Annotated in this window: 17 protein-coding genes and 3 pseudogenes; 8 read left to right on the top strand and 12 right to left on the bottom strand. The window is 53.8% G+C overall.

The window, feature by feature from the left end; translation table 11 throughout:
* From GS12_RS04520 to GS12_RS04510, 3 genes are all read right to left on the bottom strand, one after another.
* The coding region (locus GS12_RS04520) for a virulence factor SrfC family protein (RefSeq protein ID WP_034944327.1) at window positions 1–1,987 on the bottom strand (1,987 nt) is incomplete at its 3' end.
* Window positions 1,984–4,968, bottom strand: coding sequence for a virulence factor SrfB (locus tag GS12_RS04515; protein ID WP_034944338.1), 2,985 nt, complete (start codon window positions 4,966–4,968; stop codon window positions 1,984–1,986). The genes GS12_RS04515 and GS12_RS04520, both read right to left, overlap by 4 nt.
* Window positions 4,969–4,970: 2 nt before the next feature.
* Window positions 4,971–6,308: an SrfA family protein gene (locus GS12_RS04510; protein ID WP_034944325.1), complete on the bottom strand. Its 1,338-nt coding sequence runs from the start codon at window positions 6,306–6,308 to the stop codon at window positions 4,971–4,973.
* Window positions 6,309–6,650: 342 nt separating this feature from the next.
* Here GS12_RS04510 and GS12_RS04505 point away from each other — a divergent pair, with 342 nt between their 5' ends.
* Both GS12_RS04505 and GS12_RS04500 read left to right on the top strand, forming a co-directional pair.
* The gene (locus GS12_RS04505; protein WP_034944319.1) at window positions 6,651–7,970 is read left to right on the top strand and encodes a methyl-accepting chemotaxis protein; all 1,320 of its coding nucleotides are present in this window, start codon (window positions 6,651–6,653) and stop codon (window positions 7,968–7,970) included.
* Window positions 7,971–8,028: 58 nt separating this feature from the next.
* On the top strand, window positions 8,029–8,610 hold the full coding sequence (locus GS12_RS04500; RefSeq protein WP_034944318.1) for a class I SAM-dependent methyltransferase: 582 nt from the start codon (window positions 8,029–8,031) through the stop codon (window positions 8,608–8,610).
* Window positions 8,611–8,816: 206 nt separating this feature from the next.
* Here GS12_RS04500 and GS12_RS04495 read toward each other — a convergent pair whose 3' ends face one another.
* Both GS12_RS04495 and GS12_RS04490 read right to left on the bottom strand, forming a co-directional pair.
* Window positions 8,817–10,052, bottom strand: coding sequence for an MFS transporter (locus tag GS12_RS04495; protein WP_034914817.1), 1,236 nt, complete (start codon window positions 10,050–10,052; stop codon window positions 8,817–8,819).
* 62 nt (window positions 10,053–10,114) lie between these two features.
* Window positions 10,115–10,540, bottom strand: a pseudogene (locus GS12_RS04490) (TIM barrel protein); the annotation flags it as partial.
* A gap of 184 nt (window positions 10,541–10,724) precedes the next feature.
* On the opposite strand from GS12_RS04490, the gene GS12_RS04485 reads away from it, so the two are divergent.
* From GS12_RS04485 to GS12_RS04475, 3 genes are all read left to right on the top strand, one after another.
* Entirely contained in the window at window positions 10,725–11,657 is a 933-nt protein-coding gene (locus GS12_RS04485; RefSeq protein WP_034944317.1) for a ribokinase, read from the top strand.
* Between the two features lie 221 nt (window positions 11,658–11,878).
* Window positions 11,879–12,187 (top strand): hypothetical protein, encoded by a 309-nt coding sequence (locus GS12_RS04480; RefSeq protein ID WP_034914808.1) that lies wholly within the window; start codon window positions 11,879–11,881, stop codon window positions 12,185–12,187.
* Between the two features lie 128 nt (window positions 12,188–12,315).
* Window positions 12,316–13,629: a glycoside hydrolase family 10 protein gene (locus GS12_RS04475; protein WP_034944315.1), complete on the top strand. Its 1,314-nt coding sequence runs from the start codon at window positions 12,316–12,318 to the stop codon at window positions 13,627–13,629.
* Window positions 13,630–13,635: 6 nt separating this feature from the next.
* On the opposite strand, the pseudogene GS12_RS04470 reads toward GS12_RS04475, so the two are convergent.
* Both GS12_RS04470 and GS12_RS04460 read right to left on the bottom strand, forming a co-directional pair.
* Window positions 13,636–15,249, bottom strand: a pseudogene (locus GS12_RS04470) (FAD-dependent monooxygenase); the annotation flags it as partial.
* Window positions 15,250–15,322: 73 nt separating this feature from the next.
* The gene (locus tag GS12_RS04460) at window positions 15,323–15,715 is read right to left on the bottom strand and encodes a YgiW/YdeI family stress tolerance OB fold protein (RefSeq protein WP_034914803.1); all 393 of its coding nucleotides are present in this window, start codon (window positions 15,713–15,715) and stop codon (window positions 15,323–15,325) included.
* Window positions 15,716–15,925: 210 nt separating this feature from the next.
* Here GS12_RS04460 and GS12_RS04455 point away from each other — a divergent pair, with 210 nt between their 5' ends.
* Window positions 15,926–16,327, top strand: coding sequence for a hypothetical protein (locus tag GS12_RS04455; protein ID WP_034914799.1), 402 nt, complete (start codon window positions 15,926–15,928; stop codon window positions 16,325–16,327).
* Between the two features lie 40 nt (window positions 16,328–16,367).
* Here GS12_RS04455 and GS12_RS04450 read toward each other — a convergent pair whose 3' ends face one another.
* Both GS12_RS04450 and GS12_RS04445 read right to left on the bottom strand, forming a co-directional pair.
* Window positions 16,368–17,675: an ATP-binding protein gene (locus tag GS12_RS04450; protein WP_034944308.1), complete on the bottom strand. Its 1,308-nt coding sequence runs from the start codon at window positions 17,673–17,675 to the stop codon at window positions 16,368–16,370.
* Window positions 17,672–18,394, bottom strand: coding sequence for a response regulator (locus GS12_RS04445; protein WP_034914793.1), 723 nt, complete (start codon window positions 18,392–18,394; stop codon window positions 17,672–17,674). Before GS12_RS04445 ends, GS12_RS04450 begins: the two co-directional genes overlap by 4 nt.
* A gap of 172 nt (window positions 18,395–18,566) precedes the next feature.
* On the opposite strand from GS12_RS04445, the gene GS12_RS04440 reads away from it, so the two are divergent.
* Entirely contained in the window at window positions 18,567–19,343 is a 777-nt protein-coding gene (locus tag GS12_RS04440) for a MipA/OmpV family protein (protein ID WP_034944305.1), read from the top strand.
* Window positions 19,344–19,355: 12 nt separating this feature from the next.
* On the opposite strand, the gene GS12_RS04435 is transcribed toward GS12_RS04440, so the two are convergent.
* On the bottom strand, window positions 19,356–19,655 hold the full coding sequence (locus GS12_RS04435; RefSeq protein WP_034944302.1) for a hypothetical protein: 300 nt from the start codon (window positions 19,653–19,655) through the stop codon (window positions 19,356–19,358).
* Between the two features lie 32 nt (window positions 19,656–19,687).
* Entirely contained in the window at window positions 19,688–19,939 is a 252-nt protein-coding gene (gene ycgZ, locus GS12_RS04430) for a regulatory protein YcgZ (protein ID WP_034914785.1), read from the bottom strand.
* Window positions 19,940–20,272: 333 nt separating this feature from the next.
* Between ycgZ and GS12_RS04425 the strand changes: the two genes are divergently transcribed.
* Window positions 20,273–21,166 carry an SDR family oxidoreductase gene (locus tag GS12_RS04425; RefSeq protein ID WP_034944299.1) on the top strand — a complete coding sequence of 298 codons (894 nt, stop codon included), beginning with the start codon at window positions 20,273–20,275 and terminating at the stop codon, window positions 21,164–21,166.
* Between the two features lie 57 nt (window positions 21,167–21,223).
* Here GS12_RS04425 and GS12_RS04420 read toward each other — a convergent pair.
* Window positions 21,224–23,600: pseudogene (locus GS12_RS04420) on the bottom strand (membrane-bound PQQ-dependent dehydrogenase, glucose/quinate/shikimate family).
* Window positions 23,601–23,758: the final 158 nt, after the last annotated feature.

The following is a 23,758-nucleotide window of genomic DNA, read 5'->3' as shown; positions in this document are numbered from 1 at the left end:
TATTGACCAGCGCGCCTTCAATATCGAGGCGGATGCTGGCGGTAACCATCTCCTCCGTCAGCATCTCCAGCGTCGCCCTGGAAACGCCCAGCAGCTCCAGCAACGGTGCGCGATCCGGCAGCTGGCGCAGAATATTGACCCACAGGCGGTAAACCTGATGGGCGAACTCCGCTTCCGGCTCGTCAGTCGCCACCTCCGGATTGAGCAGCGCCGGAACGGGTTCGTCGCTCAGCAAATCGATGCTCATGCCGATGCCAAAAGGATCGTCTTCGCTCAGCACATGCTCCTGCGGACGTTCGCCGGGGCGTTGCCGCTGTAGAAACAGATGCCTTAGCGTTTCACGATCGGGGAGCAGCCGTTCAAGCAGTTCGCCATGCACGCCGGTTCGCACCTGGAGCGCTTTAAGCAGCGTTTCGGCCACGCGCTGGCGCGCTTCCGGCTCCTCTCTTTCTGAAACCAGATACCAGCGTCCCAGCAGATTATCATTGAGTTCACGGCGCAGCTCTTCACGTTGTTCATCCAGCCGCTCCATCTTGATTTCGCGACGCACTTCGGTCATCAGCCAGCCCGCCATCCGCCTGAAGCCTTTATCATCCATCGCCAGCATCGAACCCCAGGCATCGCCAGGATTGCCAACGTAACGCTGCACCGCCGCGTCATAATTTTGCCCGTGCGTGATACGCTGATCGAACGGCGTCAGCGCCCAGATCAGGCCGGGTTTGCGTCGGCCACGCACCTGGCTGTTTTCGCCCTGCGTCTGTTTTACCCAGTTATCCAGTACGCGACCAACGATGCGCGAATCACTGCGCTGGCTGACGGCGCTGCACACCATCAACAGATTGACATCCTGCCGCTCGGCGGCATATGTGAGAAGAAAAGAGCGCTTGGCGGTAAGAAAGGCCAGCGCCATCTCATGCTGTGCATCGTCAGGCACAACAGAAGGCGTTTCGATCCCCGGATAATCGAGCAGATCGACCTGTTCAAACATCGTTTCACGCGGCGCGCTGTAGTAGGGCAGCGTCACTTCACGGCTGAGCAGCGCCAGTTCAGAAAGGGCAACGTTCACCGGTTTGAGGTTGCGTCCTTCCACCTGGGGCAGCACCTGAATCACCCTGTCGATCGCGGCGTTGAAATAGCGCAGACCACTTACGTTCAGGATGCTCAGCGTGGGATCGTCCAGCGTAGAGAGCGGGGCCAGCACGCGTGGCGCGCAGACGGCAAGAATGTGCGCAAGCTGGCGATAGAGCGCCGTCAGCGCGCGATCATCATGCCACAGCAGAGAGAACAGGCGGGCGCGATCGTCAACGCTGAGCGACGGCGCCAGATCGACGGCCAGCGGCCAGAAATGTGTTTCCAGCGCTTTACTGCTGGCGGTCTGACTGGCGGACAGCCTGTCCCACAGCGCCACCACGTCGTGGCGGGTGAGGCCGTCAACCGCCTGAGGTTGACGATACATACCGACGTTTTTCAGCCGATCGCCGATCTGCTGTTCGTCCGGCGTCGCCTCGCCGTTGCGGTTTGCCCCCATTTCAGCAATAACGGCAATCAGGGCTTCCTCGCTGAGTAGCGATAACTGCACCGGCCACTCATTATCCACGCGTACCTGCTGGCCGGTGAAGCGGGTCACCATTGTGCCGGTCAACTGCTGTGGGTTGAGTGCGCTGTAATCGAGGGTTTCCGCGCCAAGCGCTATCTCCAGCCGGCCTTTTTCACTGACGGCCAGCGCATTAATCAGATAGGACTTTCCCGCCTGTGAGAGTCCGAACAGGCCAATCGCGCACTCTTTTCCTGCCGCGGCGGCCAGATAAGCGGCTTTATTGCGCTGACGACAGAGCTTGATGCCCAGCCGATCGGCTTCCATATTCAGGCGAGGCGAGGTTTCCCGCGCGCTCTCCAGCCAAAGCGCGGCGCGGTCAATCGCTTTTACCAACACATCCAGTTTTTTGCCGAACTGTCCCGACATCTGTTTTGGCGTTAACGGTTTCATTTCTTATATACGCTCCCACTGTCGATCCAGTAATGGGTGATCCCCGATCCGCTGCTGGCCAGCGTGTTTAATTTCAGACGCAGGTGCTCAAGCGGCACGGGTGTGCCATCGTCCAGTGCGGCCTCGGCGATTTCAAACCGTTCCGGGCCAAATTCGCCCGCGTCCTTCGTAACGGCAAGTTTGATTTTTAATACCTTATCGCCCGCGACGCTGCGTGCCAGCTGCGGATCGACAATAGAAAGGGTGTAGAGCGGCGACGCTGGCCAGCGGTCGTTATCCAGTTGACGAAATCCCAACGTCAACGCGCCGCGCACCTGGAAACGCTGACGCGAATCCAGGCTGAATTTTTCGTCGTCGAGGTCGATATCCGCATACCAGACGTTTTCACCGCTCAGTGCGCCGTTGCTGTCAATCATGCCAAGGTAACGAATGGTTGAATAGGGCTGAAAATCACCGGCTTTGAACCAGAAGTTCGCCAGCCGCAGATCCAGCGACAACAGGCAGAGCATCGCCCCCACCGCCGCGGTGGATTTCGGGTTCTCAATGCGCCCCTGTTTGTTAAACGGATACCAGTCGTTGGTGTGATAGCCATCCAGCGAGAGAATTCGGCTGACCGGCAGCGGCTGAAGATGACGGAACAGCGCCTGTACGCCGGGGAAGCGAGAAGGTCGGCCGGTCAGCAGCAGCACGTCGCAGTCATAAACCGCCACCACTTCCGACATCGATCGCAGACTCTGCGTGATATTCATTCGTGGCGAAAGAAATTCGGCATGCAGTTTACTCAACCGCACAATCAGCGGCACCTGCAATATATCAAACCCGGCTGCATCGCCGGGTAGCTCACGCTGGATCTCACGGTTAATGTAATCCAGCAGCTTTTGCGTTGGCGGCTGCCCGAGCAGCTCGCCGAAGCGGGCGTCAACTTCAGCACTCAAATCAAGCGGATCAAAGCTTTCATAGGCTTCAAGGATCGCCTGGCCTACGGGCATAAAAATCTGCAACGTCACCTGCTGGCGAAGGGTGGACTGTCCGTCGAGCCGACCTTCGTGCCCGAACAACCGCGTCATCACGCCTTCGGGATTAGCCATGCCGGCCTGTTTGAAGGCCGCCTGAAGGGCGGGAAGCACATAAAGCTGGATCACATCCAGCAGAATGTCATCGCCCGCCAGCTTAAATCCCTCGCGAAACAGCAGGCGCGGCATGATTTTGACGTTATTGCCGACGCCGTCGTCCAGCCGGTACTGCGTGATAGCCAGATCGGTGGTGCCGCCGCCGATATCAATGGAGGCAATGCGCAGCGTTTTCCCCGGCGGCTCATCAGCGGCGCGCACGCGATCCGGCCGCGCCATGCTGATAAAAAAGTCTTCGGCGCGGCCGCCAAAGTTAACCTGGGTTTCGTTGTAGAGGTAGACCATCTGCCCACAGGTGGCTTCGTCCCACTCCATCTGTACCACCGGCACCGGCACCAGACTCTTCGCTTTATCTTTTTCGCTGGTAAAGTCGTCATCAGCCGGATGCCAGCCCATCGCTTTCCACACCAGCGCGATAGCTTCCTGCATGCGGCGGCGAAATATTTCCCGTTCCGGCTTCGGCATCGCGGAAGGCAACGTCAAAATGATATGACGTAGCTGGCGCGGCGCGCTGCTGTGCAGCATTTTCTGCCGCTGGGCAGGGCTGTTCATCTGCATCAGCGCCTGCGCCAGCAGTTCAGAGAGCATCAGACTCATCACCGAACTGCGGCTGTATTGCGGCGAGAACACCGGCAGGCGCTCTTCCGTCGGCTGGTTGTAAAGCGGCTGGCCTTCATCGTTAATTAAAAAGGTCAGCGGCGCGGCGGTCGCCAGCGGCTCCTGGGCGGCGCTGCCCGGCGTGCGGCTGAAACGCCAGCCTGGCGTATAGCTCTCTTCATCCCATAAATAGCGCCGCGGGCTGGAGATGCCGGTAGCGCCTTCGGTGCCCAGTCGCGCCAGCGCCAGCTGAGTCGCTTCGCGGCCAACACGGGTGATGGAGGGCCAGATAAACGCGTCATCGCGCCCGCTTTCGATAGCGTAATTCTGCTTACCAAAACTGGCCTGCGCAAATTCGACGCGGCTTTCAAACAGCTCATTATAGAGCTGGTGCGGTGCGCTGAGATTGCGCAGATGCAGCTCATAGGTATGCTTAAGGCCATGCGGGTCGTCAGGATGGTCTTCAACCATGATGCCGCAGGTATGCGAGTTGCCGACATCAAGGATCAAATCTACCGCAACGGCAGGTTCCTGGAGCGTGGCGGCGCTGATTTTCAGTTCGGGCAGCGCAAGCTGCTCTCCCAGCAGATGCAGCATATTCAGATAGTGCGCCTGGTATTCAAATTCACGCAGCGCGGTACGGATATTCACCTGCGGCCGACCTTCAACCGCAGCGGCACGTTCGCTGAACGCTTCGCGCAGCCAGCCATCAACCCAGGTGTGATCAAGAAACTCGCCCAGCTCGTTGCTACGATGAGCCAGTGCAAAACTGACGCCGTTTTTAACGTCGCTCTCATTCAGCGCCAGCGATTCATCTTCACCCTCCGGCCAGACGCGGGTTTCAAATGCGAGACAAAGACGATGGGTTTTACCATTGGGATCGGGCCTGTCGAGCGCGAGGATCTGCATGCGCGCCCAGTTGTCCGGGCCGCCAATAAAGGTGCGCGGTGGGTTGAAGCGGAAAAAAGGCAGCGGCAGCCAGACGCCGTTTAACAGTTGTAGCGACTGCTCAAGCGAAAAGCTGAACTCCGGCTTGACCACTTCAGGCATGCCGCCCGCGTTGACCGGCAGCAAATACTTACCGCTCTGCGCATTGAAATTCAGGCGCAGCAGCGGGCCGTTCGCAGTCTGACGGACAAATTTTCCTGGCATGTCGGCATCGTGGATCGGCGTCAATGCAAAGTCCAGAAACTGAATGCCGCTGTTCTGAATCAGCGTCATCGTGGATTTAAAATCTGTGATCGCAGCCAGCATCATTATTTACTCTCACGCTTCATCGTCATCGGTAATACCGTATTAGCATCATACTGTCCGCTACACTCAGCCGGGCCGCTAATACCTTGTTTGCAGACCAGATCCGGCATCTGATAGCGGGAACCGTCGCTGCATTTTGCTTTGGTGCGGCTGTTGATCACCAGGTTTCCTGATTTCATCAGGCCAGCGAACACATCCACGCGGCAGCTTACGCCGTCACCCTGGGTCAGCTTCAGCGTTCCTTTGCCGTTTTTCATCTGGTAGCGCAGGCCTGGCGGTTTGCCGGTTACCGGATTTTTTCCGCCGGGCAGGGCGCGCCAGTTACCATTAAGGAATTTAGTTGAGCCCAGTTTTACCGCATCCGTGGGCATCACCAGATCATCTTTGGCAACAGGTATTGCCGCTTCTTCACTGACGGCCTCTGTTGGCGGCACGGCCTGAGGCTCAGGTTGAGGAGCATTCACCTGCGTGCTGCTGGCAGGCGCAAGCGGCAGTTCGGGCGCCAGCACCGGTTTGGCAACGGGTGGCGCGGGAGTAGGTGCAGGCGGCTCCACCGGCTTAACGTTGACAGGCGGTTGGACAGCCTGCGTCGTTTGCGGCTGTGAAACACAGCTTTTCAGCTGAACGCCCAGCGCAATTAACAAGGCCACGGCAGGTAACGTCCAGCCATAGCGCAGCAGGGTAAGATTTTTTCTTGCAGGCGCAACCGCGACCGGAGTAACCGGTGCAGGCTCCGCTGCGGGTTCCTGTGGCGCAGGGGGCAAGACAATAATTGGCTCGGGCACAGGTACAGGCGGCGTGGCAATGACCGGCGGCGGCGGGATATCAACCCGTTTCGACAACGTCGGGATCTCTTCCGGTTCGGTACGCAGACAATCCAGCGCATCCAGCCGGGTTTTCTTTTCCAGACTGACAAAACCCCAGAAGGTGATGACGGGTTTACCGCCGACTAAATAGACAAAATTTTGATCGGGAAACTGCAAGGCCTTAGCGAGCAGGGCGCCAAACAGTTTCTGGCCCGGTTTTTCAGAATTCTGTGCGCGCTGACAGAGGTCGGCAACCGCCTGCTGACACGCCACCAGTTGGCTGAGCGCCTGACTGCGTGCGCTGTCAGTCGCGCCTGCCCAGGAGGAGATTTTGCCCGACACGGGTGCGTACCAGTCAAGGCGATCGCCCGCGTCGTTAGGCTGCGGGATCGCCAGACAGTCGGCGATGTGCTGCTGTTTTCGCAGACGTAACGTCTCGCGAAGCTGAAGGGCTGAAAGGTAAACCGGCAAACCGTTTTCGCCCAGGGCCAGAACGGCGTCTAAATTTCCGCTGCGTAAGAATGTTTTAGCCACGCAAAAAGAACCTTTTCGTCAGAAAACCGGAGAGAAAAATTAAAATGTTATCCGGGCATAGCATTACTTTAGGCGATTTGACTTAAATTGAAGACGTAAATAAGAGGGTAAAGCAGTGATTGTTTTGCCAATGGAATCAGTAAATGTGCAGGAAGCTGCTAAAAAATCACATAAAATTGCCGCAAAAAAAATATCTCAGGTCTGCAAAACCATGAGAAAATTTTGATACAACACTCTAATCGTGTGCTTTTAAGTTGCGCGCGATTTAAAAGTGAATTTTTGCCCGCTTTTGCCGATAACCCTTTCTGTGACGATATCAATAATTTCTAAAAAGGTTACAGAATGATCAACAGCATTAAATCAGCGGTTTTATCACGTGTTGCGCACTCTCCCTTACGCAACTCCCGCGAAACCATTAACTCGCTGCATAACGCTATCGCGATGATTGAGTTCACCCCTGAAGGCCAAATTCTTTCGGCGAATGGACTATTTCTGGACATTATGGGCTACACGGCAGGCGAGGTGATCGGCCAGCATCACCGCATTCTCTGCCCGGACAGTTTCAACAATTCGGCTGCCTATGCGGAGTTCTGGGCGCGACTGCGTCGAGGAGAAAGTTTCAGCAATAAATTTTTGCGCCTGGCCAGGTTTGGACGTCCTGTCTGGCTGGAAGCCAACTATGTCCCGATTAAAGATCGCAGCGGCAGAGTGATAAAGATTGTCAAACTGGCGTCAGATATTACTGAAAGGATCTTTGATGCCCAGGAGCAACGGGCGATGACCAATGCGATTAACCGTTCAATGGCGGTTATCTCATTCAATCTGGATGGCAACGTGCTTCACGCCAACGAAAATTTTTTGAAAACCACCGGTTACAGAAGCGATGAAATTATTGGGCAGCACCACCGAATATTTTGTGCCCCTGAGCTTTATCACAGTCAGCAGTATAAGGATTTCTGGCAAAAGCTGCGTCAGGGAAATTTCGCCTCGGGCTTTTATGAGCGCGTGAATAAAAAGGGTGAAAAGATCTGGCTCCGCGCGACCTACAATCCGGTTTTTGATGAAAACAAAAAGCTGTATGAAGTAGTGAAATTTGCCACCGACGTCACGGCGCAAATGAATAAAAACAAACAGGAGCGGGAAGCCGCCGAACACGCTTATAAAGCGGCGCTGGAGACCAATGCCGATACGCGGCAGGGCGTGATTGTTGTTGAAAACAGCGTGCAAAAAATGAATGAAATCGCCAGCGAGTTGCGCAAAGTATCGGAAGATATCAATGGGCTGAGCAGCCAGTCGGCGCAGATTGGTATTCTGGTTGATACCATTCGTTCCATCGCCAATCAGACCAACCTGTTGGCGCTGAACGCCGCCGTTGAGGCGGCGAGGGCAGGGACGCACGGTCGAAGCTTCGCCGTCGTGGCCAATGAAGTCCGCATGCTGGCGGCCAATATCAACAGTGCCACCCAGGAAATTGCCAGCGTGGTGGACTGCAATCAGACGCTGGCCAGCACGGCACAAAAAAACATTACGGCTAACCTTGTCAGGGCTGATTTGGGCGTTTCACTGATTAAAGAAGCAGGCAATGTTATTGTCGGGATACAATCGCATTCGGCTGAAGTTGTTCAGGCCATTGAGCATGTTAATGAGCAGTTGAAAGAGTAATTAAGATAACGGGTTCAGTCGGGCTGTAAATTGCCTGAGCCGCTAAAAGAGAGAGCTGATGTCCAATCCGCTGGCAAAAAATATCATTGGAATTTATCAACGGCATGCCAAAGCCTTTGGGGATCAGCGATTAACCCATCTTTTTGAGCAGCCCTGGCTCGACAGCTTTCTGAACCTGCTGCCCGCAGGCGGGCGGATACTTGATATCGGCTGCGGCAACGGCGTGCCGGTTGCGGAGTATTTTATCCGACAGGGATTTCAGGTTACAGGTGTTGATAGCTCACAGGCGATGATTGATGCCTGCCAACAACGTTTTCCCCGGCACCACTGGTTGCAAGCCGATATGCGGGCGCTGGCGCTGACGGAAAAATTCGATGGGCTGATCGCATGGGACAGTTTTTTTCATCTGACGCGTGAAGATCAGCGTGAAATGTTTACGCGCTTCCGTCAGCACGCGGCAAGCAAAGCGGCATTAATGTTTACCAGCGGCCCAGGTAACGGCGAAGCCATTGGCACATTTGAAGGTGAAGCGCTTTATCATGCCAGTCTGGCTGCGGCAGAGTATGAACAGCTTTTGCATGAGCATGGCTTTCACGTTGTAAAAATGGTGGCCGGGCTACGTGATTTCGCGAATGGGTGAATGCCGGACAAGCAAGAACTGGTCTTGGGATACGCACGGAGAGCAATTTTTCAATCTCCGCCATGTCGGTGCGCATAATGTATATTATGTTAAATTAGCTGTAATGGTTCATCTATGTCCGGATCGCCTCCCCATTACAACAAATTAAAGCCTGTAAAAAACCCAGTACATCGACTGGGTTTTCAGAAACAACACATCATTACCTGTCAGGCAGTTTTGTCCTTCATTTCTATCTGTTCACCAAGTTCTTCCGGGGTTTTGAGGAATGGCGTGAGCACACCACTCAACAAATACAGTCCCGCATAAATTCCCAGCACGCCTCCTGCCCCAAGCGACGTGTAGAACAAGGCGGTTATCGCCGGTGCGATAAATGCCCCCAGACCTGCGCCAAGATTTAATACCGACATTGCAGCGCCTTTACTGTCGGGTGCCAGCATTGGGAAAAGCGCAGATAAAGGAACATATCCGGCCATGGTAATGCCGCATAAACACAGTACGAACGCCATTACATAGAAATTATGGCCCAGCACCTGCGGTACCGCCCATACCAGAATCAGCACTACTGCATACGCAAAGCCACCCACCCACATGATCGTTGTTCGCCAGCCGAATTTGTCGCCAAAGAAGCCGAAGAACAGATTCGCGAAAATAGCCACCAGGAATACTGCTGACCACATATGCAGCCACTCGGTTTTACTGTAGCCGAAACTTATCAGGTACAGCGGCAGAAACGTGGCCAAACCGTATTGGGCGATCCCATTTACCGATTTTACCACCAGTCCGATAGCAATCACCGGCCTTTGTAATATGGTTATACCTTTGATTAACTCAGCCGCGCTGAAAGGATGTATTTCGGATGCAGGCACCACATCACGGTTCACCCAAATCCCCAGCACTGAGCCAACGATGACAAATACCATCCCTAACCACAGCACATGAATTTCTCCCAACACCGGTAAGGCCAGAGATGAGAAGAATGGACCAATAACACTTAAACCTAATGAGAAGGTGAACCAGAACCAGCCCACTGCGGTAGATCGTCGCGCCACGGGTGTGCTGTAGTTAATCCATACCAGAAATGAGTAGGCAAACAAGGGATAGCCGATGCCTCGAATAGCATAAAAAGGCACCATCCAAGCCATGTGCATGGTCTTAAGCCCGACGGCGATAAAACCAATACTGCCAATGACAAAAGTGATCAAGCCATACACCATCACTTTGCGCGGCCCCAGCGTCTGCACTAACACGCCTGTCACCCAGGCTGCCAGCGTGACGGTAACACCATATGCCGTGATCAGATACGAGGCCTGAGCCACTGATAGCCCCTTCTCAACCAGCCAGATGGATATCCACGCCTGTTCAACGCCATCGCCGATCATAAAAATAGCCAGGCCGATATAGCCCCACAGCAAGTTTTTAGGCAAACCTATTTTATCAAACATAGTTTCCCCCAGTGACTGGCACTGATTGGTTGTAAATACGAGGTAAGATTTAAGTTATTTAATTATTTTGCGAGCATTTTCATCATCATGCCCTGCACTTTTAATGCATCCTGACTTTTGATCAACTGATCGATTTCTTCGATGCTAAGGCGATCAATAAAGTCAGAAAGTGCTTTGTACATGTGGATGTTCTGAGCGCATTCGGCAACCGGATCTTCACGACTTGGGAATGTATCGAAATAAATCAGACCGTTGAAATTTACGCGTTTCGCATAATAGATATATTCCAGAGTTTGCATAAGATGCACTGAACCAAGCATCAGACCATCATCAAAATGACCGTAACCATCATTCAGATGGAAGCCCACCAGGCGATTTCTGCGCGCCGACTGAAACAGCGAAAATGCCGGATTCTCTTTCTTCATTATCATATGACAGAAATCGAGAGTAATACCCAGATTGTCAGAACCAACATCCTCAATCAGCAATTTCATCGGTAAAGAACAATCCCATTACCGGTGAAAATGCCACCACGCGTATTGTGCATCTGAATATTCTGGATGCCATTTTTACCATTATTGCCAGCAAGACCAGTGAAAAAAGCCAGACAAGTTTACACAATACCAGAAATGCGGTTGTGTCCAAGCGCACCGCCAATTAAGGGCTTAAATGATGAAACATAATGTTGTTGTTATTGGCAGTCTTAACTATGACATTCTTGTCCAGCAGGATCGTCTACCGGAAATTGGGGAGACATTTACCGGCAACGAATTGATGCTGATGCCGGGTGGAAAAGGTGCTAATCAGGCAGTTCAGTGCGCCAGGCTGGGTCTGAATGTCAACATGGTTGGATGCGTTGGAAATGATATTTATGGCGCAGAACTGATTAAATCACTTAACGAAAACGGCGTTTCAGTTGACAAGATTTCCCAACGCGGAAAAACCTCAGGTATTGGCATCGTTCAGATCCTGGAATCCGGTGATTATTGCAGTACCATAATCAAAGGCGCAAACTATCTGATCGCTGAGGATGATATTAATGCTGATTTGTTCATCGATCGGCCATTGGTTATCCTGCAATCTGAAATACCCGATCGCCTGGTTGAACGCGCTATTACCCTGGCGCGCCAACATGATTGCAAAATTTTATTGAACAATGCCCCTGCCCGCGATATTTCTGCGCAGGCTCTCAGTCAGGTCGATTTTCTGGTCGTCAATGAGACGGAAGCGAGCTTTATGAGTGCAGGGCCGGTAACGTCGGTCAGAGAGGCGTTAACCTGCGCGGAAAGCCTGCATCAGCGGGTGAAGGATCGGGTGATTATTACGCTGGGAGAAAAAGGCGCAGTGCTATCCGGCGATGAGGGTGCGCGGCACTTTCCGGCCGTATTCTGCCCGGATGTTGTTGATACAACCGGTGCCGGAGACTCATTCATTGGCGGGCTTGCATATTGTCTGGTCAACAGACTTCCGCTGGAAGAAGGTATTCCTTTCGCTGCTGAAATCAGTTCATGTTCAATTCAGAAATACGGCGGTCAAAGCTCTTTCCCGATGCTGCCTGATGTTGCACATGCCCTTACGCAAAATCATCAGCGACTGTTCGGCTGAAAACGGCCAAAAAGCCTGATTGTAGCCAGCAAGAGTTTATCGCCAGAGGGCTAAAGCTTAGCACTCTGGTTTTGCTTAATCACGACGGCTTATTGACATTTGCAGAGTGCAATCAGGCTTTAAAATACAGAACGCTTCTGGTGTTACATGAATTGGAACGATGACTTACCGTTCCGCAGCTATACTCAGTAAACTCCCCCTTTGATGAAGCGTTATAACTTATGCTTTGGTTGGAAACTGGTCTGTATCTGAGAATCGAAGAGCTTGCTAATGGTCCGCGGCCGCTGCCTCTGGCAAGTGGCTTCAGTTCAGGCACGGCATATCGTGCGCTGGGATGCTTTAATCCCTCTGAAACCTCCGACGCCTATTACATCCTGTCAAACGATCGCGACGAAATATGGTTCATCTGCAACCGTCATTTGCGTACGGTATCGCTTGAGCCGGAAAGCAAGCTGTTCCGGCTTCCCCTGCCAAAAACGACTGTGCCGGAAAACCTGCTGAAAGCGTTGCCCGCGTCAGATCTTACCTGAGCGCTGATGCGATAATCTGGCTCACAACACGTTGACATTACTGCGAATAGTAAGACAATGCTCTTCATCGCAATGATAAGAAACAACCGGAGCCTGTTATCCCTCTTTCCCGGCACGTCCCTTCGATCATGCCTTTTATACGGCCAGGCGCGCTGATTTTCGGCGCGCTTCTGCTTGCCGGTTGCGCCACGGAACCGCCGAAATCGTTAGTAACGCCCTTTCCTCCCGTGGCGGAACATCCCATTGCGGCCCAACCACCTCAGCTTCAGCAACCAGTGCGAGGCGTCTGGCTGGCGACGGTGTCACGTCTCGACTGGCCGCCCGTCAGTTCCATCAACGTGCGCAGCGCCTCCGCGCGTATCAGCCAGCAGCAGCAGGCGCTGATACAAAAGCTGGATAAATTGAAGAGTCTGAACGTCAATACTCTCTTTTTTCAGGTTAAACCCGACGGCACGGCGCTCTGGTCATCAAAAATCTTGCCGTGGTCAGATATGCTGACCGGCCGGATTGGTGACGATCCCGGTTACGATCCGCTTCAGTTTGTGCTGGATGAAGCCCACAAGCGCGGCATTAAAGTTCATGCATGGTTTAACCCCTATCGCGTCACCGTTAATACGAAAACGTCAACGGTGTCAGAACTGAATCAGACGCTGTCATTGCATCCCGCCAGCGTATTTTTGCTGCATCCTGACTGGGTGCGCACCGCCGGCGAACGTTATGTTCTCGATCCGGGCATTCCGGAGGTACGAGACTGGATAACCAGCATTGTGGCCGAAGTGGTTACGCAATATCCCGTTGATGGCGTGCAGTTTGATGATTATTTTTATGCCGAGACGCTGGGTTCTCCGCTCAACGACAGCGAAACCTTCAGGCAATATGGTCAGGGTTTTGCTTCAAAAGCGGACTGGCGACGCCATAATACTCAGCGGCTTATTGAACAGGTTTCACGCGCTATCAAACAGATAAAACCTGCCGTCGCATTTGGCGTCAGTCCTGCGGGCGTGTGGCGCAACCGCTCGCACGATCCGGCCGGATCCGATACCCGTGGTGCGGCCGCCTATGATGAATCCTATGCCGACACCCGCCGCTGGGTGCAGCAAGGGTTACTGGATTATATTGCTCCGCAGATTTACTGGCCGTTCTCGCGCCAGGCCGCCCGCTACGATGAATTAACCCGATGGTGGGCCGACGTGGTGAAGCCCACCCATACCCGTCTGTATATCGGCGTGGCGTTGTACAAAGTGGGAATGCCCTCAACGGTTGAGCCAGAGTGGACAATAAGCAGCGGCGTGCCGGAACTGAAAAAACAGCTCGATTTAAACGAATCTTTACCGGAGGTCGACGGCACTATTCTGTTCAGGGAAGACTATCTTAATCAGCCACAGGTGCTGGAGGCGGTTAACTTGCTCAAAGCGCGCTGGAACGGTGCGGGCAGTCGCTGAGGTTCAGACAGGCGCCGCAAAAAAACGTGTAAGCCAGGCATCTGCCGCCGTAAGATTATCGTCATTGCTGCGCCAGGCGATAAAACCATCAGGGCGGATCAATAATACCGCCTGAGAGCTGTCATCGTGCAAACCGTAATGGGTAAAGACATCGTTGCACGTAGGGCTTATCACCGCTGCGTGACTCCCTGTGGTCATCGGCGCGAGCAGCAGCGTCTGCGCCAGCGATGCTCTGACGGATGAGAGCCGTTTAAGATATGACTCGGCGTGTTGCGGCTCAAGCGGCTTGCGTGAAAGCAGCATGAGGGTGAAACGGTAACCAGCCAGCAGATCGAACAGATCCTGATGTCGGGTTATCTGCGCGTCAGGCGCGCGATCGCCGGGCTGGGCCGGTGAATCACTCTCGCTGATATCAGAAATGTAGCTGCCCTGGGCATAGCGGATATCAAGCTGACCAAATTTTCGAAACGCCCTCTCCTGCACGCTATGCAGGCGCGACGCCGGGCCAATCAGCAGCGGTGCAATACGGTCGCGGAAGCTGGCCCGCCAGCCTTTTTGTCCGGCGGCAAGATGAAAAATCTTATCGGTAAATGCCAACGTTTCGCGCGCTACGGGCAGTCTTTCATACTCATAGCTGTCCAGCAGCGGCGCCGCAGCGTGGTGATGCAGGACGTTTTTGATTTTCCATACCAGATTTGCCGCATCCTGTAGACCGGTATTCATCCCCTGGCCGCCTGCCGGAGAGTGAATATGCGCGGCGTCACCCGCGACAAATATGTGCCCCGAACGATAACGATCGACGATGCGGTGATGGGTGCTGAACTTTGACAACCAGCGCGCATTGCTGAGCGTCACCGGAACCTGCGCGGCCTCACTGAATGCCTGTTGCAATGTTTCAAGGCGCAGCTGTTCCGCATCGTTGTCCGATCCACCGTTCATGTCGGTCGTCATGACGCGCGACAGACCGTTGCCGCCCAGCGGCAAAAAAAGGCCGATGCGTTCGCCATGCATAAAGATACGAAACCGCTCGTGATCCCACTGCCAGTCAACATGCACGTCGCCCAGCAAAAAATTTTGCGGATATTTTTCGCCGTCGAAACCGAGACCGAGCAAATGCCGGACGGTACTGTGACCACCGTCTGCGCCAATGATATATCGCCTCAATGGTTTTCTGTTCGGAGGCGCTGACTACGTCGGCTTCGGCGCCGTTTGCCAGCGTACGTAGCGCGACCAGTTCTGCGCCCCGTTGCACGTGAATACCGCGCGACTGAAGTCTGTCCAGCATGATGGCTTCAGTTCTGGACTGCGGGATCATCAGAATAAATCGAAAAGGCGTGTCGACAGACGTGCAGTGCGCATAGTCCAGCCCGCCCTGATGGCGACCAGAGATGAAAAAGTCAATATTGCGCGTGATTGCCCCCTGCGCCAGCACCGTTTCACTCATTCCCAGTGAGGCAAACAGCTCAAGCGAGCGCGCCGACATCACTGCCGCGCGCGACTCCTGCGAGGCGGAGATCGACTTGTCGATGATTTTCACGTGAATGCCGCACTGTTCAAGCAGGCAGGCCGCCATCAGTCCGGTTGGGCCGGCGCCAACGACCAGCACTTCACATTTTTCATTCTGCATCCGATCTCCTCTGTTCCGGGCGTTGCGGCGCGCAAAAAAAGCCCCTTATGGGGCTGTATCGGATGCTTAAGGTTCGTCCAGCCGCTGAACGTCAACATGTCTGGTCTTGCCCTGTCCTTTCACATAGCCGCTGATGCGGAGAAGATCGTCCGCGCCCCGCTCTTTACCTTTCCATGCTGCCTGCGGAATAATCACCTCTATCACGCCGGATTTATCACGAAAATCGTAACGATCTTTGCCGGTCTTTTTAATGATATTGCCTTCCAGCGTTACCCAGGCGCCATCACGAAGCGAACGAACATCGCTGCTTTTGCCTTCATTCGTATCTTCAGAACCTTTATAGCCGGCATCCTGTTTATGCGGCGGCGGCGGCGCGTCTCCACCTTTAAATCCGCCTTTCTCTGCCATTGCATTGCAGCTCATTACCAGAATGGCGGCGAGTGTCAGCATCTTTTTCATCTTATCTCCTTATTGCAGGCTGTGCCGTTTTCGACATATTTCCTAAAGCATGGCACAGAGTGGCAAAGTTGACAGGAAAGGCGAATAAAATGACGGCATTGCGGAAAATTTTAACAAATTAAGATGAACCCTAACGCTTCCCCGCTGTATATACCCAGGCAGAAACGTTAAAATAGGCTGTTCTATATCCTTCGAGGAAAATGAGGTCTTATGATGTTCCGTTTTACTCTGGCGGCGGCCGTTGCCGCTATGGCGCTGACCGGCTGTGCTAAGCATCCGGCAGCGGAAGCAGAGACGTCTCAGGCGTTTACATCCGGCCCCGCCCAGGTCAGTGTCTCGCACATTTCCAGCCGGGCTGACGATGGTTCATCCGTCTTCCTCACCGTCGATGGCAACGATGCGGGCATGCTGGCTCGCGGCGAAAGCAAAGAGTTGCGAATGGCGCCCGGTAAACATAAAGTTGGCGGCTATGTGCGCACGCTGTTTGGGTTTGGTCAGGTCACCATTCAGCCGGTGGAGATCACCACCGAAGCCGGTCAGGTGAAGCGCGTCGCCTACTCCGTACAGAAAGATAAACCAAGCTTTGCTGAAGAACCTACTACCGCAGGCTGATCCCTTTTGATAGCGCCGCCGTTGTGCGCTGGCGCTATTTTCACCGCATCTTCAGCGTAAAAACCACCTCAAGGCCCCCGCGTTCGCGATTGCTGATCCGCAGCTCACCCTGATGCTGTGCAACAATGCGCTCGGCAATCGCTAACCCCAGCCCGGCACCGCTGAGCTGCATATTGCGCCTGCCGCGATTGAAAGGCTGAGTAATTTCATGCAGCTCATCGGCAGGAATGCCAGGCCCGCGATCGCTGATGGCAATCCATGCATAGCCCTGATGATGCCAGCTGGCAACTTCCAGCTCTTTTACGCCATATTTCGCCGCGTTTTGCATAAGATTCATGCACAATCGCAGAATACTGGTTCGCCGCCATGAGAAAACCGGCAGCGGCTCCAGTCGCAAATCAAAAAATATTCCCAGCCCGGCGTAATCCTGTGCCAGCGCGCTTAACAGCAGGTTAAGATCGCCCTTTTCCATCGGCTCATGGCTTTCACCACGCGCATATTCGATAAATTGTTGCAGGATGCCATCGATATCATCGAAGTAGCGTTGATAATCTTCTTCCGCTGCCTCGCGCCCGGGCGTCATGGCGATAGCCAGACGCAGCTTGGTTAACGGCGTGCGAATATCGTGCGAAATACCGGCCAGCAATACCGCGCGCTTCTCCTCCTGGTCGGACAGTCCCTGTAACATCTGATTAAAGGTCATGCTGACCTCAACGATTTCCCGCGGGCCGCTCAGTGCTAATGGTGCCGGTTTATCGCCCCGGCCCAGCGCGCGTGCAGCACGCACCAGCCGCGTTAACGGCCGGGTAAAGTGACGATGGGTAAACCAGGCCACCGCCAGTGCAACGATGGAAAGCAACAGCGACAGCAACAGTGCGATGCCCCAGCCGGTGATGCTTTCGGCCTGGATATTGGGCAACGTGATCCACCAGGCTTCACCGGCGATGTGGATACGAAACCAGAAGCGTCGTGCCGGAGAAGGCTCCCAGCGCACGTCCATATCGTCAGGCAGACGAACGCGCAACTGCTGCACGAAGCGTTGCAGGTCAAAACCGCGAACAAAGCCGCGCAGGCCGTCGGAATCCGGTTCTTCCAGACCGGGCGGCGGCGCGCTCTGTGCATTGAGCTGCCTGACGTAACGCGGTCTGTCCTGCGGCGGAACGGAACGCAGGATGGTATTCAGCATCTGCGCCTGCGCGGCAAGAAGGTGAGCGGCGTCATTAACGCGAGGCCGCTGCACATAGTGAAGGAAAACCAGCGTTGAGAGCAGTTGCGTAATTAACACCAGCAGGATCAACAGCAGCCCGTAGCGGCTTTTTAATGAGTTCGGCCAGCGGAGGTGCCTCATTCCGCCTGCCCCGAAAGCATGTAACCAGAGCCCCAGACGGTTTTAATCCATCTTGGCGCAGCGGGATCTTTCTCAAGGATCTTACGCAACCTCAGCACCTGAACATCAACGCTGCGGTCATGGGCGTTGTAGTCGCGCCCACGCGCGCGCGCCATCAGATTTTCACGGCTGACCGGCCTGTTCAGCGTTCCCGCCAGCGCAAGAAGAAGCTGCATTTCGGCACTGTTCAGCACCACCCGTTCACCCTGTTGATAGAGTTCCCGCTGATCAAGATCCAGCGTAAAGGGACCAAAGACAACCCGTGACGGCAGATGCGGCACCGCGCCGCTGTCCAGCTGTTGACGTCGAAAAATTGCACGAATGCGCGCGACCAGTTCCTGCGGCAAAAAAGGCTTGGCCAGATAATCATCGGCCCCGGTTTCCAGACCGATAACACGGTCAATCGGATCGCCGCGCGCCGTCAGCATCAGGATCGGGATCATCTGGCCTTCACGACGCAGGCGACGACACACCGTCAGGCCATCCTCCGGTTTCATCATGATATCAAGGATCAGTAAATCGTAGCGCTCACGTTGCAGGTAATGGTTAAGTCGCCCGCTCTCGGCCACCGCGCGCACCTGGAATCCCTGCGCCTGCAAATAACGCGTCAACATCAGCCGCAGTTCGTTTTCATCATCAAGAATGACAATTCGGGGCTTTTTAACGCTTTGCAGGTTCATCACGCCTCTCTGAACAGGGGGAGGTAAAAGATCTATTTTACGTGCTCATCCACAGCAACGGTAACGGGAAAAATGTCACGACATGTCATGACACCCGGTGAAATAAATCAGTCATGGATTTTGCTTTTTATAATAATAAGATAGCCGCAACATTCATTGTCGGGAGAAGGTTATGAACGCGCCAGGTAATCTGCATTTTATTCACCGGTCGGGTCTGCTTATTTACATGACGATGGCCGCTGCTTTCATGAATAGCGCACGGGCAGAAGAATATAATGCCTCAGTGGGGCTGGGAGCGGCATGGGTTCCCTACTACAGCGGCGCAGATAAATATCATATTTCTCCGGTGCCGCAGGCGCAATTATTTAATGGCAGGCTGCGTTTGCAGGGAGATGAATTAAGCGTGGTACTGCCGTTGACCGACGACGTCAGTATCGGGCCGGTTGTTGGCTACAGCAGCGGGCGCGATTCGTCGGACGTTTCGGCGCTTAACGGGCTGGAAGACATTGATTCGACCGTGCTTTACGGCGCTTTTTTACGCTGGCAGCCAGGCCGTTTTAATGCCACGTTAAAATATCTTGCCGCCGGCGACAGCGATCAGGGTGCCAGCGCAACGCTCTCCGTTGGCTATGATATATACCGCGATGAGCAACAAAAATTAACGCTGGGCGTTTCCGGTATGTGGAACAGCAGCGATTATATGCAAAGCTGGTATGGCATCACGCCGCAGCAGAGCGCCAGCAGTGAACGACACTATTCGGTTTACACGCCCTCTTCCGGCTTCTCTAAAATAACCCCTGGCCTGAGCTGGCAATATCAACTGTCGCCGCACTGGCGTGTAAACAGCGCGCTGGGCTGGGGAATTCTTATTAACGATGCGAAAGAGAGTCCGCTGGCGGAAAAAAGCAGTAACGCGATGGGCATGGTCGGGTTGAATTACCAGTTTTAATAAAACGCGCGGTCAGTGCTTGTTGCTGCCTGAAGGTTTGCGATTGTCTGTATCAAAGCGAATAACATTATCTTCCGCGGCCGGCAGGTTGCGCATCAGGCGCTGCGTGGCGGACGAGGTTTCGGTTTTTTTTATAACTGTTATCGCATTAAGACAGGCAATATAACGGGCGCTGTCCTGCTCACTTGCCGCCATCCCTTGCAGCCTCTCGAGCAGCGTTGCAGCGTTGAGATTCTTTTGCTGTTTAATTACCGACAGCACCGCTTCTCCCAGCAGTATATCGGTCAGCTTGTCACTGTCACTTCTGTTCATACCTGTTCTCAGAATCGGTAGACGGGTAATCCTTACTGGTCACGTCCAAATAATATGCCAATCAGTTCGTGGTGATGCTTTTCCATTTCCGCACTGGAAGAGTGTTCAAGGCGCATCAGCAGTTTAGAACAGATGGCTTTGCGATTAACGGGTTTTCCCGACTTGATAATTTCCATTACGATTTGCCCCAGCGTGTCCTGATGGGAAGGAATAGCCTGATCAACCATGCTGAAGTACCGTGCTATTTCATGTTCTGTTTTAGGTTTAAACTCGTCCTGTCGCATTTTCAAATCCTCTTTAGCGTTAGCGCAAGTCCTGTTAATTTTAATGAAGCGTAAGTTATACAAAAATTAAAAATCTGTACAGATTTAAAAGAGACAAAACTGGCGATTTTTTTAGCAAAAAGTGCGGTCCTCAGCCCAGTTCTCCTGTTACTTTTTTAATTGCACTCTCCCGCGCTGCCATCAGGCTTTTTAGGGTACGACACAAGGCGTTATCCTCTCTTATTTAGCGCCTAAAAAACAACCATTGCGTCAGGTGACTTGGTGACGAGGCGTGACAAATGTCACATCTCTGCCAGGCTTAAAGTCGGTTTAAGACAAATTAAGGTGCAATTTATGAGCGAACATCAAAAAAAATCACTACTCACCATCGACTACCCTGCACCGCCTTTCCCTGAGCAGCCACAACCCGTGCCCGGTCTCGCCAGTAAAATGATCCCCGTTCCGGATCATGGCGAGAAAAGCTACCGTGGTTCCGGTCGTCTGGCGGGCAGAAAAGCGTTAATCACCGGCGGCGACTCCGGTATTGGCCGCGCGGTGGCCATTGCCTATGCGCGGGAAGGAGCCGATGTCGCCATCAGCTATTTGCCGGAAGAAGAGTCCGACGCAGCAGAAGTCATTGCGCTGATTGAAGCAGAAGGCCGTCGCGCCGTGGCACTGCCTGGCGATATTCGCTCTGAATCATTTTGTCAGCAGCTGGTGAGCGATGCCGTCAGCAAACTGGGCGGGCTGGATATTCTTGTCAATAACGCCGGACGTCAGCAGTTCAATGAATCCATCCGCACATTGAGCACGGAAGATTTTGACGCCACGTTTAAAACGAATGTGTATGCAATGTTCTGGATAACCAAAGCTGCGGTCGATCATCTGCCGCGCGGCGCGTCGATTATCAATACGTCCTCCGTACAGGCCTATTCGCCAAGCGCCATTCTGCTGGACTATGCGCAGACGAAAGCGTCGATTGTTGCTTTTACCAAAGCGCTGGCGCAGCAGCTCGGTAAAGAAGGGATCCGCGTTAACGCCGTTGCCCCCGGCCCTTACTGGACGCCGTTACAATCCAGCGGTGGGCAGCCACAGGAAAAAGTGCAGCAGTTTGGCGCCTCTGCGCCATTGGGACGTCCCGGCCAGCCTGCGGAGATCGCCCCGCTGTATGTCACGATGGCGTCAAATGAGAGCAGCTACAGTTCAGGTCAGGTATGGTGTTCAGACGGCGGCACAGGCACGCTGTAATTCATCCATAGCAAAAAAAAAGGGTGGCTTTATGCCACCCTTTTTATTTCCGCAATGCTATTTCAGCCGATAGGCAACCACCGCATCCCCGGTCTTTGTTCCCAGAGAGCCATGACCACCCGCAGCAATAACCACGTACTGTTTGTTATCAGCGCCCATGTAGGTTGATGGCGTTGCCTGCCCGCCAGCAGGAAGCTCGTTTTCCCACAGCAGCTTGCCGTTATTGACGTCGTAAGCGCGAATAAAGTTATCCGCCGTTGCCGCCTGAAACACCACATCACCCGCAGTAGTCAATGGCCCGCCGTGTGCGACCGATGCCCATCGGGAAACCAATCGGGAACCGGCCCGGCAGGAAAGTCGTGTTGAGATTTTTAGTGTTGCCGGTGCGGCGCAACCACGTTGTTTTACCGGAGGTCAAATCCACGCCCACCATGCGGCCCCACGGCGGCGCAATACAGGGAATGCCCAAACCGGACGCAAACTGCTGAATGTGAATAGCGTAATCACCCTCAAAGTTCTCGTTCCAGTAAGGCGTGCCGTCTTTGGTAAACAGACGGTCTCTGGCGTTTTGCGGCGTGCGTTTGATCAGATTATATTTGTAGGCCAGACGAACCGGCGAAGCGATAAGGATCTGACGTTCAGGATCGACGGCCACCGAGCCCCAGTTGAAGACGCCAATATTACCGGGAAAGATCAGTGAACCGCCTTCCGTTGATGGCGTCCAGGGATTGCCATCGTAGCGCAACGATTTAAATTCCGTGCGGCAGGCCATCTGATCGAATGGTGTCAGCCCCCACATCGATTTTTCATTAAGCGGCTCAGGAATAAAATTCAGTGCGGAAACGGGCTGGATGGGCGAAAATTTTTCCCCTGCCACGCCGCCTGTGGTTGAGACCTGACGCTGATTGACCGGATAAACGGCCTGACCGGTGAGCCGATTCAGCACAAACAGGTTGCCGGTTTTCGTCGGCAGGATCACCACAGGCTGCCGTTGCCCCTGATAATCAATATCCAGCAGCGATGGCTGCGAAGGATTATCGCGATCCCACAGGTCATTTTTAGAGGACTGGAAGCGCCAGCGGAACGCGCCTGTTTTCAAATCAAGCGCAACCAGCGTATCGCGGAATTTTTCCGTATTGCTGTCGGCAATACGTTTTGTGCCCAGCTCGTCCGGCGAGGCGTTGCCAAACGGCACGTAAACCAGGCCATTTTTGACATCAGCGCTCAGCGTTGCCCAGGCCACCGGCGTATCCTGTGGATAGGTCTTGCCCGCCTCAATGGGCTGGGTGCTGTCCGGACTGGCCGGATCAAAGTTCCAGACCAGTCGGCCGCTGATGACGTCATAGGCGCGGATAACGCCCGACGGGTTTCCGGCATTAAAGCCGTTATCCATGACCGAACCGCCAACGATCACCAGGTTGCCGGCTACCAGCGGCGCCGCGGTTTGCATCAGCGCATGAGGACGCAGCGTTCCCATATTGGCATGCAGATCCACCACGCCATGATCGCCAAAATCGTCGCACAGTTTGCCGGTGTCGGCATCCAGCGCGCGCAGACGGGCATCGGTGGTGGTATTAAAAATACGCTTACGGCAGGCCGCTGGAGAAGCCGCGTTCTGTTCAGCTGGCGCGCTTGCGGCGTCATAATAGCTGACGCCGCGGCAGGTCTGATGCTGTTGCAGGTAAGAGCGATCTTTACTGGTGGCGTACTTCCACTTCAGTTCGCCCGTTTCGGGATTCAGCGCATGCACTTCATTATGCGGCGTACAGAAGTAGAGCGTGTTATTCACCTTCAGCGGTGTCGCTTCAAAGGTATATTCCGATGCATCTTTCTCATCGCGCAGATCGCCGGTGTGGTAAGTCCACGCCGTTTCAAGGCTGCTGGCGTTGTCTTTGGTGATCTGCTTTAACGATGAAAAGCGCAGGCCGTTATTGGTGCCGCCGTAGGCTGACCAGTCATTGCCCGCCACATCCATATCGGTCGGATTGCGTTTGGTGGTGATGTTGCCCTCTTGCGGATAGGGATCGTAGAACATCAGCCCGATAACAATCGCAATCATGGCGATAACGGTACCGCCAAGAAAAGGATGAAACGCAGAGGCTCGTGAAGGCGCCTCTCTTTGCGAGAGCGAACGAACCACCCACGGCATTGCCAGCCACACGCCAATCAGGCCAATAAGATCGCCGCGCGGTATCCACTGCCATTTATCAAAGCCCACCTCGTAAATTATCCAGGCAAGGACAATCCACATCAGCACGGCATAAAGTGTCAGCGCGATTCTTTTATTTTTAAACAGGGCGAAGGCGGTGATCAGCAGCCCAATCGCCATCACCAGATAAAAAAAGGTGCCCCCCACCATCAGGAGTTTTGCGCCCATATAAAGCATAGCGAGCCCGATTATCGCTATAACAATACTTGTTAATTTGTTAACCATTCTGATTCTCTCAGTTGACACGACGGGCAAAAATCACCCGTGTAAGCGTTTACATTTCTACAGCATAAATTTAACTACATTTCACAAATAAAAAAACTACAGATATTTTAAGCTGTTGGCGTGATAATTACGCTGCGGAAACAGTACCGGTATTAATA

The sequence above is a fragment of the Erwinia oleae genome (assembly GCF_000770305.1).
GTDB lineage: Bacteria > Pseudomonadota > Gammaproteobacteria > Enterobacterales > Enterobacteriaceae > Erwinia > Erwinia oleae.
The sequence above is the reverse complement of the archived record's forward strand: the minus strand, read 5'-3'. Positions and strand labels throughout refer to the sequence as shown.

Bases quoted from the DNA above. Each gene is read 5' to 3' on its own strand.
- GS12_RS04515 (WP_034944338.1), bottom strand. From the start codon at position 4,968: ATGCTGGCTGCGATCACAGATTTTAAATCCACGATGACGCTGATTCAG.
- GS12_RS04505 (WP_034944319.1), top strand. From the start codon at position 6,651: ATGATCAACAGCATTAAATCAGCGGTTTTATCACGTGTTGCGCACTCT.
- GS12_RS04500 (WP_034944318.1), top strand. From the start codon at position 8,029: ATGTCCAATCCGCTGGCAAAAAATATCATTGGAATTTATCAACGGCAT.
- GS12_RS04495 (WP_034914817.1), bottom strand. From the start codon at position 10,052: ATGTTTGATAAAATAGGTTTGCCTAAAAACTTGCTGTGGGGCTATATC.
- GS12_RS04485 (WP_034944317.1), top strand. From the start codon at position 10,725: ATGAAACATAATGTTGTTGTTATTGGCAGTCTTAACTATGACATTCTT.
- GS12_RS04480 (WP_034914808.1), top strand. From the start codon at position 11,879: ATGCTTTGGTTGGAAACTGGTCTGTATCTGAGAATCGAAGAGCTTGCT.
- GS12_RS04475 (WP_034944315.1), top strand. From the start codon at position 12,316: ATGCCTTTTATACGGCCAGGCGCGCTGATTTTCGGCGCGCTTCTGCTT.
- GS12_RS04460 (WP_034914803.1), bottom strand. From the start codon at position 15,715: ATGAAAAAGATGCTGACACTCGCCGCCATTCTGGTAATGAGCTGCAAT.
- GS12_RS04455 (WP_034914799.1), top strand. From the start codon at position 15,926: ATGATGTTCCGTTTTACTCTGGCGGCGGCCGTTGCCGCTATGGCGCTG.
- GS12_RS04450 (WP_034944308.1), bottom strand. From the start codon at position 17,675: ATGAGGCACCTCCGCTGGCCGAACTCATTAAAAAGCCGCTACGGGCTG.
- GS12_RS04445 (WP_034914793.1), bottom strand. From the start codon at position 18,394: ATGAACCTGCAAAGCGTTAAAAAGCCCCGAATTGTCATTCTTGATGAT.
- GS12_RS04440 (WP_034944305.1), top strand. From the start codon at position 18,567: ATGAACGCGCCAGGTAATCTGCATTTTATTCACCGGTCGGGTCTGCTT.
- GS12_RS04435 (WP_034944302.1), bottom strand. From the start codon at position 19,655: ATGAACAGAAGTGACAGTGACAAGCTGACCGATATACTGCTGGGAGAA.
- ycgZ (WP_034914785.1), bottom strand. From the start codon at position 19,939: ATGCGACAGGACGAGTTTAAACCTAAAACAGAACATGAAATAGCACGG.
- GS12_RS04425 (WP_034944299.1), top strand. From the start codon at position 20,273: ATGAGCGAACATCAAAAAAAATCACTACTCACCATCGACTACCCTGCA.